This window comes from Hymenobacter psoromatis (assembly GCF_020012125.1).
Lineage (GTDB): Bacteria > Bacteroidota > Bacteroidia > Cytophagales > Hymenobacteraceae > Hymenobacter > Hymenobacter psoromatis.
This window is the reverse complement of the sequence record NZ_JAIFAG010000001.1, coordinates 3,533,158-3,546,698: the sequence shown is the minus strand read 5'-3', so window position 1 is coordinate 3,546,698 and position 13,541 is coordinate 3,533,158. Positions and strand designations below refer to the sequence as shown.

General features: G+C 63.2%; 8 protein-coding genes. 6 read left to right on the top strand and 2 right to left on the bottom strand.

Features of this window, described 5'->3' with window-relative positions; translation table 11 throughout:
- Positions 1–10 precede the first annotated feature (10 nt).
- The 3 genes from feoB (at position 11) to LC531_RS15285 (ending at position 3,852) form a co-directional block, all read left to right on the top strand.
- Positions 11–2,188, top strand: a complete 2,178-nt coding sequence (gene feoB, locus LC531_RS15295; RefSeq protein ID WP_223651721.1) for a ferrous iron transport protein B — start codon at positions 11–13, stop codon at positions 2,186–2,188.
- A 143-nt stretch (positions 2,189–2,331) separates the two neighbouring features.
- Positions 2,332–2,802 (top strand): hypothetical protein, encoded by a 471-nt coding sequence (locus tag LC531_RS15290; protein ID WP_223651719.1) that lies wholly within the window; start codon positions 2,332–2,334, stop codon positions 2,800–2,802.
- A 141-nt stretch (positions 2,803–2,943) separates the two neighbouring features.
- Positions 2,944–3,852, top strand: coding sequence for a prohibitin family protein (locus LC531_RS15285; protein WP_223651717.1), 909 nt, complete (start codon positions 2,944–2,946; stop codon positions 3,850–3,852).
- Positions 3,853–3,927: 75 nt separating this feature from the next.
- Here LC531_RS15285 and LC531_RS15280 read toward each other — a convergent pair whose 3' ends face one another.
- Together LC531_RS15280 and LC531_RS15275 are read right to left on the bottom strand one after the other, a co-directional pair.
- Positions 3,928–5,409, bottom strand: a complete 1,482-nt coding sequence (locus LC531_RS15280; RefSeq protein ID WP_223651715.1) for a RagB/SusD family nutrient uptake outer membrane protein — start codon at positions 5,407–5,409, stop codon at positions 3,928–3,930.
- A 21-nt stretch (positions 5,410–5,430) separates the two neighbouring features.
- On the bottom strand, positions 5,431–8,499 hold the full coding sequence (locus LC531_RS15275; RefSeq protein WP_223651713.1) for a SusC/RagA family TonB-linked outer membrane protein: 3,069 nt from the start codon (positions 8,497–8,499) through the stop codon (positions 5,431–5,433).
- 468 nt (positions 8,500–8,967) lie between these two features.
- Between LC531_RS15275 and LC531_RS15270 the strand changes: the two genes are divergently transcribed.
- The 3 genes from LC531_RS15270 to mltG all read left to right on the top strand — a co-directional run bounded on the left by LC531_RS15270 (position 8,968) and on the right by mltG (position 13,420).
- Positions 8,968–10,149 (top strand): ribonuclease D, encoded by a 1,182-nt coding sequence (locus LC531_RS15270; protein ID WP_223651711.1) that lies wholly within the window; start codon positions 8,968–8,970, stop codon positions 10,147–10,149.
- 111 nt (positions 10,150–10,260) lie between these two features.
- Complete coding sequence (locus LC531_RS15265; protein WP_223651710.1) at positions 10,261–12,258, top strand: carboxypeptidase-like regulatory domain-containing protein; 1,998 nt, start codon at positions 10,261–10,263, stop codon at positions 12,256–12,258.
- A gap of 61 nt (positions 12,259–12,319) precedes the next feature.
- Entirely contained in the window at positions 12,320–13,420 is a 1,101-nt protein-coding gene (gene mltG / locus LC531_RS15260) for an endolytic transglycosylase MltG (protein ID WP_223651709.1), read from the top strand.
- The last annotated feature ends 121 nt before the right edge of the window (positions 13,421–13,541 follow it).

Genomic DNA, 13,541 nt, shown 5'->3' with positions numbered 1-13,541 from the left:
TGCGAGTACTATGGCGGGCACTATGCAGGATGTGCGGCCGGCCGCGCCGCAACCCGACTCCGGGGGTAGGGCGCCGGTACCGGAGCGCCTGCCCCGCCTGGCCCTCATCGGTAACCCTAATTCGGGAAAGACGTCGCTCTTCAACCAGCTGACGGGACTGAACCAAAAGGTCGGGAATTTTCCGGGCGTGACGGTGGACCGCAAGACCGGCATTGCGCAGCTGGGTGGGCAGCGCCGGGCCGAGGTGGTGGACCTGCCCGGCACCTACTCGCTCTACCCCAAGAGCCTGGACGAGCGCGTGATTGCCGACTTACTCTACAATCCGCTCTCGCCCGACTACCCCGACTTCGTGGTGGTGACGGTGGATGCCAGCAACCTGCGGCGCAGTTTGCTGCTATTTTCGCAGCTCGCCGATTTGGGTCTACCCGCCATCCTGGCCCTGAACATGACCGACGTGGCCGCCGACCGCGGCATTCAGCTCGACGTGCCGGTGCTGGCCCGCGAACTGGGCGTGCCCGTGGTGCCCATGAACGCGCGCAAGGGGGTAGGGCTGGCGGCGCTCCGCATTCTGATGGCCGACCGCCTGGCTGCCGCGCCGCCCGCTGGCCGCTTCTGGCAGCCCGAGCCGGCGTTGCGGCCGCTGCTGACCGAGATTCGGCGGCATTTCGATTTGCCCAACGACTATCTGGCGCTGCACTACGCGCACCAGTTTCGGCAGCTGCATTTTTTGAGTGAGGCCGACCGCACATTTATGGCGGAGTTGACGGAGCGCTACGAGTTTGACTCGACGGCGCAGCAGGCGGCCGAAACGGTGGGCCGCTATGCCCATATCAATGAGCTGCTGCTGGAAGTGGTGACCGTGACGCGCACCGAGCGCCGCGAGCCGGCTTCCAACCGTATTGATAAGGTGCTAACGCACCGCGTGTTCGGCTATTTGATTTTTCTGGGCATCCTGTTTCTGCTGTTCCAGGCCATTTTTGCCTGGGCGCAGTACCCGATGGACTGGATTGACCAGGGCATTACGGCGCTGAGTGCGGCCATTCAGGCGCGGTTTCACGGGCCGCTGGTGCGGCTACTCACTGAGGGGGTCATTGCCGGCTTGGGCGGGGTGCTGATATTCATTCCGCAGATTGCCTTGCTCTTCGCCTTTTTGGCGGTGCTGGAGGAAACCGGCTACATGGCCCGCGTTACTTTCTTGATGGACAAGCTGATGCGACCCTTCGGGCTGAGTGGCAAGAGCGTGGTACCGCTGATTTCGGGGTTGGCTTGCGCCGTGCCGGCCATTATGGGCGCGCGCACCATTGAAAGCTGGAAGGACCGGATGCTGACCATTTTCGTGACGCCGCTCATGTCGTGCTCGGCGCGCATTCCGGTGTACACGGTACTGGTGGCGCTGGTGGTGCCCAACGAGGCGTGGCTGGGCATTTTCAACATGCGCGGGCTGGTGCTGATGGGCCTCTATCTGCTGGGCCTGGGCTCGGCGCTGCTCTCGGCGCTGATGCTAAAAGTGGTGCTCAAGGCCCGCGAACGCAGCTACTTCATTATGGAGTTTCCGGTGTACCGCTGGCCGCGCTGGAAAAACGTGGGCCTGACCATCGTGGAAAAGGTAAAAACGTTCGTGACGCAGGCGGGTAAGGTTATTATCGCCATCTCGGTACTGCTCTGGGTATTAGCCAGCTATGGCCCCGGCCAGCGGCAGGACCAAGCCGCCGCGCAAGTGCAGCAGCAGGCCGCCGTGCAACGCTGGCCGGCCCTTGAAACCGAACGCCGGGTAGCCTCGGCCCGCCTCGAAACTTCTTACGCCGGCACCTTCGGGCACGTCATCGAGCCGGCCATCCGGCCGCTGGGCTTCGATTGGAAAATTGGTATCGCGCTACTCACTTCCTTCGCGGCCCGCGAAGTGTTCGTGGGCACCATGAGCACTATTTACAGCGTGGGCCAGGATGCCGACCTGGGCACGGTGCAGCAGAAGCTGGCCAGCGAAGAAGACGCGCAGGGCCGGCCGTTCTTCACGCCGGTGCGCGCGCTGTCGCTGCTCGTGTTCTACGTCTTTGCCATGCAGTGCATGAGCACGCTGGCCGTGACCTACCGCGAAACCAAAAGCTGGCGCTGGCCGCTGGGCCAGCTCATTTACATGACTGGGCTGGCGTATGCCGCGTCGCTGTTCGTGTGGCAAGTATTTTCTTAAAATTGAGAACCGTTTGTCTTTGCGAGCGTAGCGCGGCAATCTTTCCTAATCGTTGGGATTACTAACCCGACGATTAGGAAAGATTGCCGCGCTACGCTCGCAAAGACAAACGGTTCCTAAATGCCTCATCATCAATAAAAAACATGTCCGCTTACGAAACCTTGCTACGCCTGGCTTTCCGCACGCCCGCTGAGGCGGCGCGCTACCTCACGCCGGCCGCGCTGGGGGCCTACCTCACCTTTGAGCAGGCAACGCCCCGCGAGCAGCCGTTTCGGTTCGAGCAGTGGCGGCTGGGCGTGGCAAGCGCATTGCTGCGCCTGCTGGCTGACCTCGGCGACCACGAAGAGGCGCGCCGTGCCGCCGACGTGCTGCACCGCGCCCTGAGTACCGCCCAATCGCCGGCCGATATTGACCAGCAGATTAGCAAGGAAAATAAGCTCTTCGACCAGATTTATACCAACCTCTACGTCAACGACGAAGGCGAGGCGCTACTCGACCTGTTTGCCCGCACCCTCGACGCCGACGCGCCCGCCCTGCTGGCCGCCGTGCAGGCTGAAGCCGTGGACCTGGCCCGCGCGCTGGACTTTGAGCGCCCCGCCGACGAGGACGAATAGCCGCCCGTAATGCCACCGCGTGACCGGCAATAAACCTCACGAAAAACGGAGGGGGTAGGGCACGCCCATTCTCCGCTGGTTGTTTATCAGGTACAGCGGCTTGACTGAGCAGCTGGGTTTCATTTTTTGCCGCTTACGAACATGACTTTAGCGTTTTTTGGATTTGCTTTATTGATTCTGGGCTTCAACGCGGGCCGGCTGTCACCGGGCCTGGAGCGACAGCGCGGGCTACTGACGCTGGGCGGCGCGGGCCTGCTGCTCGTGGGCCTGGCCATGAGCACGGTAGTACAGGTTGGGGCGGGCCAGGTGGGGGTGCAAACGCTCTTTGGCAAGGTCGAGAACCAGGTGCTACCCCCCGGCCTAAGCGTGGTGAACCCGCTGGTAGATGTGACGCGCTTCGATACCCGCACCCAGAACTACACCATGTCGGCGGTGCGCAACGAGGGCCAGCAGAGCGGCGACGACGCCATCCGGGTGCTCTCGGCCGACGGGCTCGAAGTCGTGATTGACCTCACGGTGCTCTACCACGTGGTGCCGGCCCAGGCCCCGCGCATTCTCTCCACCATTGGCGTCGATTATCAGGATAAGATAGTGCGTGCTATCTCGCGCACCCGCATCCGCGACAATGCCGTGTACTACGACGCGGTGGCGCTCTACTCCACGCGCCGCGACGAATTTCAGACCCGCATCCTGAACTCGATTGAGAAGGATTTTCGCGCCAACGGCTTGCAGCTCGACCAACTGCTCATCCGTAATATTCAGCTGCCGCAGTCGGTGCGGGCTAGCATCGAGAGCAAGATTTCGGCCGAGCAGGACGCGCAGAAAATGCAGTTCGTGCTGCAAAAGGAAAAGCAGGAAGCCGAGCGCCGGCGCATCGAGGCGCAGGGCCTGGCCGACTACCAGCGCATTGTGAATACCGAGCTAACCGACCGGCTCCTGCAATACGAAACCATCAAGGCCAACCAGGCCATTGCCACCTCGCCCAACGCCAAGGTCATCATTATGGGTGGGCGCGGCAGTGGCGCGCAGCTGCTCATCGGCGATAAGTAGGGGGGTAGGGCTACCATAAAGAAAAGCCCCCGCGACAAACGTCGCGGGGGCTTTTCCTATGAACGATTCCGAAAGCTAATAGCTGGGGTTCTGCACCAGGGTAGGGTTATTGTTGATTTCCTGGTAAGGAATGGGCAGGATTTCCTTCGCATCGTTGGCATTTATGGCCGGCAGCGCGGGCGTATCGGGCGCGCCCCCCGTGCCGGGGATGGCGGGCTGAAACTCGCGGATATTACGGTTCGTGCGCTTAAAATCGTAGAGGCGGAAGCCCTCGAAGGCCAGCTCCAGTTGGCGCTCCTGCAACACGTCGGCGAGAGCCACGCTGGGGAGGGGGGTAGCGTTGGAGCGCTGGCGGATGAGGTTCACGTCCTTCAGCGCCGAGGCCGGGTTACCGGCCCGCACGTCGCACTCCGCCCGGATAAGATACATCTCGGCTAGGCGGATGATGGGAATATCCTGGCCGTAGGTGCGCCACTTGGCGGTGCGCAGCTGCCCCGCCCGCGTGTTGCCGTCGCTCTTGTAAATGAGTTTCTTGGTTTGCAGAATGGTAAGGGTGTCAGTGCCACGCGCATCGGGGCCGTTGGGCGGGCCGTAGAGGGCCGCAAAGCTGTTGTTTACCTGCACGTCGCTGCGGCCGTAGAGGATGCCCTGGTCGCCGGTGGGGCTGTAGCCGGCGAAGAACGTGGCCAGGCCGGCGTTGGCCTGGCCGGCGTTGTTCTGGTCGTTTTGCTGAATCTCGAACAGGCTTTCGGCGCTGTTGCGGTTCGCAAACACGGCGGCCAGCGTGCCGGCCAGCGAGGCCCCGCTGTTGCTTATTACGTCGTTGGCGGCGGCGCGGGCGGCGGGGAAGTTGCCCTGCTGCAAGTACACCCGCGCCAGCATTCCTTCGGCCGAATAGGCAGAGGCGCGGGTGACGTTGAGGGCGGGCAGCTCCGTGATGGCGGCCTGCAAGTCGCTGACCACCTGCGCGTACACTTGTTCCACGGTGGCGCGGGCCAGCTTCGTGTCGGCCTGGGCGATGGTATTGTTGGGTATCAGGTTGATGGGTACGCCAGGCTGAGTGTTGCCGCCGCCCGCCTGGTACTGCTGGGCGTAGAGGCGCACCAGCTCGAAGTACATCGCGCCCCGGATGAAGTGCATCTCGCCCCGGAACTGCTGTCGCTGGGCGCTATCGCTCACCACGGCCAAGTTGGCCAGCACCAAGTTGGTCTGGTTGATGTTGGCGTAGGCCTGCTGCCAGATGCCCAGCGCGTCGGAAATCTGTGGGAGCTGGATGTGGTTGGCTATTTGCGCATAGTTCTGAAACGAGCCCCGCCAGATGAGGTAGCCGTCGCCGGCCATCAGCTCGGGCACCAGAATGAGGTCGGTGCCGTAGAGGTTGGGGTCGTCGAGCAGGGCGTAGCAGCCAATCACGGCCGCGCCCACTTTCTGCGAGGTGTTGAAGGCCGTAGCCAGGTCAATGCTCTGCTGGGGCTCAATGTTGAGCGCGTCTTTGCACGCTGCCAGGCTCAGGCCCAGGGTGAGTGCCAGGGCCGATTTGATTAAAATATTTTTCATAAAATGGGTCAAGACAAGCGGTTAAAAACCCAGGTTGGCTCCAATCAGGAAGGTGCGGGGCAGCGGTGGGGTGTAAAAGTCGTGGCCCAGCGCGATGTTGCCGCTACTGGTCCCGCCTATCCCATTGCCCAGGCCAAATGTGTTCACCTCCGGGTCGTAGCCGGTGTACTTGGTGAGGGTAGCCAAGTTGTAGCCGGTGACGTAGATGCGCACCGACTGCAGGTAGCCGCGCTTCACCAGGTCTGCGGGCAGGCTGTAGCCCAGCGTCACGTTCTTGAAGCGGAAGTACGAGCCGCTCTGAATAAAGCGCGATGAATTGCCAGTACCATTACCCGAGCCGAACCTGGACTGCGGAATGTTGGTGATATCGCCCGGCTTCTGCCAGCGGCCCAGCTGGTCAATGGTCTGGTTGTCAAGGTAGTTGTTGAAGCCCGTGGATTGGTACACGCCGGCCGCGTTGTAGATGTCGTTGCCGTAGGTAAACTGCCCCAGGGCGTTCAAATCGAAGCCCTTGAAGCTCGCCGTGGTGTTCACGCCGCCCGTAAACTTGGGGTTTGGGTTACCTACCTTCTGGTCGGGAGCTGCCCCGTAGTCGTTGCTCTTCGTACCATCGGCCTGGTAGTAGAGCGCGTCGCCGTTGGCGGGGTCCACGCTGGCGTAGCGCTTGGTGTAGAACACACCCAGCGGCTGGCCCTGCGTCACGCGGCTGATGATGGCCCCGCCCGGAATGATGGGGGTAGCGAGCGCGGTAATCAGGTTGCGGTTGAACGACATGTTGCCACCCACGCTCCACTTGAAGTCGCCGTCCAGGATGCGGCCATTCAGCGCGATTTCCAGGCCCTTATTTTGCAGCTGGCCTACGTTCTGGGTGGCGTTGCTGAAGCCGGTAGCCAGTTGCAGCTGGCGGTTGAGCAGCAGCCGGCTGGTATTTTTCTGGTACAGGTCCACCTCACCCGTGATGCGGTTTTGCAGGAAGCCAAACTCTACGCCCAGGTCAGTTTGCTTGGTGTTTTCCCAGGTTAAGGTAGGGTCGCCCAAGGACGCGCCTATCCCTCCCCCTACCCCCGTGACTAGGCCCGACTGGTCGGCGTAGGGTAGGGCCGATACTAGGCTGCGCGACGAGAAGTTGCCAATCTCGGCGTTGCCGGTGAGGCCGAAGCTGGCCCGCACCTTGAGGTAGTTGATGATGGCATTGCCCTTCAAAAAGCTCTCCTCCGACAGCAGGTAGCCAATGGAGCCCGCCCCGAAGGTGCCGTAGCGCCGCTCGTTGCCGAAGCGCGACGAGCCATCCTCACGCACGCTGCCGCTTACCAAAAACTTGTTCCGAAAGGCGTAGTTGACGCGGGCAAAGTAGGAGAGAATGGAAAAGCCGGTGCCCGACGAGCCCGAGCCACCCGTTTTCACGGCCGCGCTGTTGATGCGCGTGAAATCGCTGGTCGGGAAGCCCCGGCCCTCGGCCGTGGTCACGCGCGAGTCGGAGCGCTGGTACGATTCGCCCACCAGCACGTCCAGGTGGTGCGCCTCGCCGAAGTCGCGGGCGTAGGTGGCCGTGTTGTTGTTGGTATAATTAACTACCTGGCTCTGCGCGCTGTAAGAGTAGCCGGTGGCGGCCCCGGTCTGGGTGCCAGCGCTACGCACCAGGTCTTCGTTCAGGTTCAAAAAGTCGCCGCCTACCTCCGTGCGCAGGGTCAGGCCCTTCATCGGCGTAAAGTTGAGGTAAGCCGAGCTGAACGAGCGGTAAGTGCCGGCGCGGTTGCTGCCCAACTCTTGGTCAATCAGGGCGTTGTAGTAGATGGTCTGGGCATTGAGCAGGCCCGTAGCAGGGTCGTATACCGGCTGGGTGGGGGCCAGCGCGTTGAGCTGCAAGGGGTTGGAGAAGTCATTGTCGCCCGCTACCCGGTCGTTCACGGTGCGGGCCAGCGAGGTATTGAGGCCCACACGCAGGTTATCGCGGATGCTGTGTTCGAGGTTCATGCGCAGGCTACCCCGCCGGAAGCGGTTGCCCACGATGATGCCCTTCTGGTCGTTGAAGGTGCCGCTGAGGTAAAAGCGCGTCTTGGCATCGCCTCCGCTCACGCTGAAATCATACTGCGACACGCCAGCACCGCCCCCAAACAGCTTGTACTTGCCTTGGTTACGAAATGCCTGGTTGCTCCAGTTGGTACTGTAGGGCGAATTATAGTCGAGCCCGTAGCCATTAAAAGCGGAGTTCAGGGTAGGATACTGGTTCACGGAGTCAGGACCAATAAGACCCGCATTTGTAAACGCCTCACCCAGCAGCTGGTTGTACTGCGGGCCGCTCAGAAACTGCCGCTGGCGGGTGGGCGCGCTGATACCGTAGTAGTAGCCGGCCGTTACCTTGGTCTGGCCCTGCTTGCCCTTGCGGGTCGTGATGATAATAACCCCGTTCGAGGCCCGCGAGCCGTAGATGGCCGAGGCCGAGGCATCCTTCAGAATACTGATGCTCTCGATGTCGTTGGGGTTGAGGTCGGCCAGTGGGTTCAGCGGCTCGGTGCTGGCCTGCGACTGGTCCTGCGAGGTTACCGGGATGCCGTCAATCACGTACAGCGGCTGGTTGGAGGCCGACACCGACGAGGTACCCCGCACCTGAATGTTCAGCCCCTGCCCCAGTTTGCCGCTGCCTTGGTTGATGACGACCCCCGGCGTGCGACCCTGAATGGACTGCTCGAAGCTGGTCACCGGCTGGTTGGCCACTACCGCGCCCGACAGCTGCACTACCGCGCCCGTGAGGTCGGCTTTGCTTTGGGTGCCATAGCCCACCACCACCGCCTCATCGAGCGAGGTCGCGCTGGCCGACAGCATCACGGTGAGGGTGGACTTATCGCCCACCGGCACCGTCTGGGTGGCATAGCCGATGGAGCTAATAATGAGCGTAGCGCCCGGCTGCACCGTCATTCGGAACTCGCCGTCGGCCCCGCTCGTGGTGCCGTTGGTGGTGCCGCGCTCCACGATGGTGGCCCCCGGCAGCACGCCGGCATCGGAGCCCGACACATGCCCGACGATGGCCCGCGTCTGGGCCAGCGCCGGCAAGGCCGCTATCACCAGTAAGGGGGTAAAAAAATTTCTCATAGGGAAAGGTTTGGTAAAAAGAAGGTTATGGAAAAGGTAAAAATCTTGAGAAAAGAAAAGCTGTGCAAAGCCAAGGCATCTCTACCGAGGGGGTATAGGTTACAAATAAATCACAGAAAATTGAAATTGCCTTAAAACTAGAAGGGATTTCTAAAAATTCGATGAGTTATGCGCCGCAAAGACCTTAGTAATGGTATGGCTTCGGTACTTAGTGCATAGGCCGCTATTTTCACTTAGCTAAAGGGCTAGGTAAGCAACGAAATCCAACGCTTAAACTAGTCAGCGGCCAACGCGAGAACAGCACCGCGCTGACCACCGGGGTCGCCGGCACCTCGAAGCTGATTCGGAATTGGTCCTCGAATGGTACTGAGCTCTACGGCCGGGGTAGGCGCACTACGGGGGGGGGCTTTTCGCTCCTTGCTTCCTGCCAGCTAGCAGCCGCCCGGCCCCGTACCTTTGTTGCCACGCATGAAGCCAACCATTCATTACCTCACCACGGCCGCCGAGGTGGCCGACGCGGCCGCCCATTTCGCCACCCTGCCGCGCATCGGCATCGACCTGGAATTCGACGATAACCGCTATCGCTACGGCCGCCACCTGGCCCTGATTCAGGTCTTCGATGGCCAGGCGGTGTACCTTATCGACCCCCTACCCCTGGAGCCGGCGATGGCCGCCGGCCTGGAGCCGCTGTTCGCGGTGCTTCGCGACCCGGCCGTAGCCAAGGTATTCCACTCCTGCAAATCCGATATTCTGCTGCTCGATGAGCTGTTTAGCGTGAATTGCCGCACCATCGTGGACACCAGCGTGCAGTTTACGCTGCTGGCATTGGAGGATAATAACATCTCTCTCGGCCGTCTCATTCAGAGCGAATTAGGCTTGGAAGTAGATAAGGGCGAGCAGAAATCGAATTGGCTCAAGCGGCCCCTTACCGAAGCCCAGAAAGAGTACGCCGCCAACGATGTGCTATATCTGTTCGAGCTAACCGACCGCCTCACGGCGCGCCTGCAAGAGCAGGGTAGGGCGCAGTGGGCGCAGGAAGAAAACCACGCCCTCGAAGCCGTGCGCTACGGCCGCGACGAGCAGCGCCCGCACCTGCGCCTGGCCGGTAAGTTCCGCATCGGTCCCACCGAGCTGCCCCTGTTCCGGGAGCTGTACGCGCTGCGCGACCGCCTAGCGCGGCAGCTCGACCGGCCCAGCTACATGGTGCTCAGCAACGATAGGCTGGCCGAAATCACGCGCCAGCCGCTGGCCACGCCCAGTGAGCTGCGCAGTGCCGGCGGCCTGCACCCCGAGCTGAAGCGCGCGCCCTACGCCGACGAGCTGCTAGCCCTGGCCACCGCCGAGCTGGCCCCCGACGGCCCGCTGCCCGCCGACCAGCGCCGGCCGCAGCCCTTTCGTCGGCGATTCGGCGGCCCCGCCGCCGCCCGAGCTGAAGCCCGCGAAGCGCTATTGAACAGCCTCAAAAATCACCTGGCTGCCGACTATAGTCCCGTGCTGGCCAACACCGTGCTTAGCAACCGCCTCATCGGCGACGTGGTAGAGCAGGGCAGCCTGACCGCCCTGCGCCCCTGGCAGCGCCAGCTGCTGGGCGAAACCGCCGGCCAGCACGGACTGGGTATTCAGGAGCTGGAAGAGCCGCTGCAAGCGTAGGCAAAAGCTTCGGGTAGTAAAACAACTTGAATGTAGAAGAACGTCATGCTGAGCTTGTCGAAGCATCTTAGCCGCCTCAGTGAGTTACTACCCCCAACGGCTGCTGGTAAGATGCTTCGACAAGCTCAGCATGACGTTCTTTTTTGGTTCTTATTTTTTTTAGCATCTCTACCCGCCCTGGCGCAGGAAAGCCCGGTGCTACGCGGCCGGGTACTCGATGCTGACACTCACCAGCCCATCCCAAACGCGCAGGTCGGCTTAGCCGATAACCGGCTGGGCACCAGCACCAACCTGGAGGGCCGCTTCGCGCTGCGGGTGCCGGCCGCCTACCAGGGCAGCACCCTGGAAGTAGCCCTGCTGGGCTACCGCAAATTTAGCCGGCCCCTACCCCCGCTGCCGGGCCCGGAGCTGCTTATTGAGCTGACCAGTAGCCCCGCCAGCTTGGGCACGGTGAGCGTCACGGCCTCAGCCGAAGGGATTATTCGCACGGCGCTGGCCCGCGTGCCACTCAACTACCCAGTGCGGCCCACCCAGCTCACGGGCTTCTACCGCGAGTCGGACGATGAGGCCGCCAGCGGGCGCTACGACTACCTGGCCGAAGGGCAGCTGCTGGTGTACAAGCCGGGCTACCAGCGCCCCCGCGCCGTCGGCTACGTGCAGGTGCGGGAATCGCGCCGTGTGGACTTGCGCCCCGACTCAACCGCCAGCCAGGTACTACCGGGTATCAACTGGCTGGCGGGCGCGCTCGTGCCCCAGCGCTTCGATTTCGTGCAGCAGCGCCCGGAGTTCATTGACCCCAAGCATTTTAAGGAGTATCAATACCGCTTTAGCCCGCAAACCAGCTACCAGGGGCGGGCGGTATACGTCATCACCTTCGGGCCGCGGCTGGGTTCCAAGCGGGCTGATTTTGCGGGGGAAATCTACATTGATGAGCGTAGCTACGCCTTTTTGGGGGCGGCCTGGCACCGTACGCCAGCCGGTATCCGGCGCGAAAATCTGCTGGTGTTCGAGGCCAGCGAGCGAGCGTATCGCACGGACTATCAGCGCTATGCGGGGCGCTATTATTTGAAGAGCATCTGGTATAACACCGTGGGTAAGTCCCTGGCCGGCCAAGTGCGCCACCACTTGGCCGAGTTTGTGACCACGGCCATCGACACGGCCGGCTTGGTGCCGCCCACCTACCCCGAGCGCAGCCAGTACGCCGATATTTTCCTGAAAACGCCGGTGCTCTACGACTCGGCGTTCTGGCAGCGCTACACTACCCTGCTGCCCAACGCCGCCCTGCTCGACCAGGCTCGCCAGCGCCAGGCCGCTACCTTGCTGCGGGCGCGCCCTACCCCCCCCGCCGCGGCCAACGTGCCGGCTGGGTCAAGGCAAGCGGCGCGGCGCAAGTGGTCGCTGCTCAGTCATTTGCGCTACTCCTACACGGGCGGCCTACTGCCAGTGCGCCTGCCGGCTGCCGACCTGCGCGCTACGCTGGCCCCCGCCGGCTCGGCCCTGCGGGCCGACGTGCAGGCTGCCACTACCCCCCAAAGCCTGACGTACCAGTACGCCTTCGGCGTGCAACTTGACCTCACGCCGACCCTGGCTGCCTACGCTACCACCCGCCACGCGCTGCGCCAGCTGCGCGGTGATGGCTGGGAGGCCGGCTTCACCTTCGCCCCCAACCTCAACCCGCTCGGCCGGCCGTTGCGGGGCAGGGTAGGGGCCGCTTACCTGCGCCAAAGCGTGGGCCGCGAGCTGGGCACCGTGCCCAACCCCGATGCCGGCCTGCGCCTGGCCGGCCAGGCCCTGCCAGGCGACCAGCTCACGTTGTCATTACAAAACGTGACCGATGCCCTGCTGCCCAAGCTCGGCCTGGGCCTGGAGCTGAGCCGCCGCTGGGAAGCCGTGGCCGACCTGGGCTACGTGCTGCCGCTACGCACCCGCGGCCAGCTGCTGGTGGAGGAAGAAAAGGGCTTTTTCAGCCTCAATCAGCACGCGGCCGACCTGAGCTTACCCGCCACCGAGGCGCAGATTTTGGTGAATGGCCAGCCCGCCGCCCGCGGCCCCTGGCAGCCGGGCCGCCTGCTGCTGAGCATGGGCGTGCTGTGGCGGCTGGGGCCGTAGGTGGGGGTAGGGCGTAATTTTGAGCTGAGGCGGCCGGTGGCCCGCCAGTTTTTTTAGTTGAATGACCGAATCTGCCGCGCCTGTTTTTCCTGCTCCGCCGCTGGTTCCGCGCCAGCCGCGCCGCTGGCGCTGGCTGCTGGCCACGCTGCTGCTGGCCGTGCTGGTGGGCACCGGGGCGCTGGCCTACCGCCTGCTCTACGCCCCCAACGTGCCGGCCGCCGTAGACGGCCCGGCCTACCTCTACGTCCGCAGGGGGGTAGGGCTCAAGGCGGTGCTGGATTCGTTGCGGCAGCCGGGGCTACTGCTGCGGCCCGCGGATTTTGCCCGCATGGCGCGCTGGTGGGGCTACGGCACGGCCGCCTACCCGGTGCAGCCCGGCCGCTATACACTGCCCGCCGGCCTTGGCAACCTCGCTTTGCTGCGCCTGCTCGCCAGCGGCCGCCAGGATACGCTGGCCTTCACGCTCAAGCCCTTCCACTACCTGCCGCAGCTGCCGCGCCAGGCCGGCCGCCAGCTCAGCCTAGATACGGCGCAGCTGCATAAGCTACTGGCTGATAACGATTATTTAGCCCGCCGCTACGGCCTCGACACGGCCACGGTGCGCACGCTGTTCATCCCCGGCCCGCTGCGGCTGTGCTGGCCCACGCCGGCCGCCGCGTTCCTGGATTCGGTGGCGGCGCGCCACCGCCGCTTCTGGAACAAGCAGCGGCTGGCTGAGGCCGACTCTTTGAAGATGAGCCCCGTGCAGGTGGCGGTGCTGGCCAGCATCGTGCAGCGCGAAACCGCCCAGCCGCTCGACCGGCCCCGCATCGCCGGGGTATATCTCAACCGCCTGCGCCGGGGCCAGCCCTTGCAGGCCGACCCGACCCTGCTCTGGCCTCTGCACGGCCTGGGCACTCGCAAGCGCGTGCTCAACGTGGATAAAAAAGTAGATTCGCCCTACAATACCTACCGCCACAAGGGCCTGCCGCCCGGCCCCATCACCACGCCCTACCCCCAGGCCCTGGACGCGGTGCTGCGCCCCGCCCACCACGACTATATCTTCTTCTGCGCCCGCCCCGACGGCAGCGGCTTCTCCGATTTTGCCGTCACCTTCGCCGAGCACAAGCTCAACGCCCGCCGCTTCCAGCATCATTTGGATAGCTTAAAGATTAAGCGATGATAATCGTTTGTCCTTGCGAGCGCAGCGCGGCAAGCGCCCCCGAACGAGCGGCGTGGGTTTCGCTCGGGGGCGATTGCCGCGCTGCGCTCGCAAGGACAAATGGTTAATAATCAGCAATCAA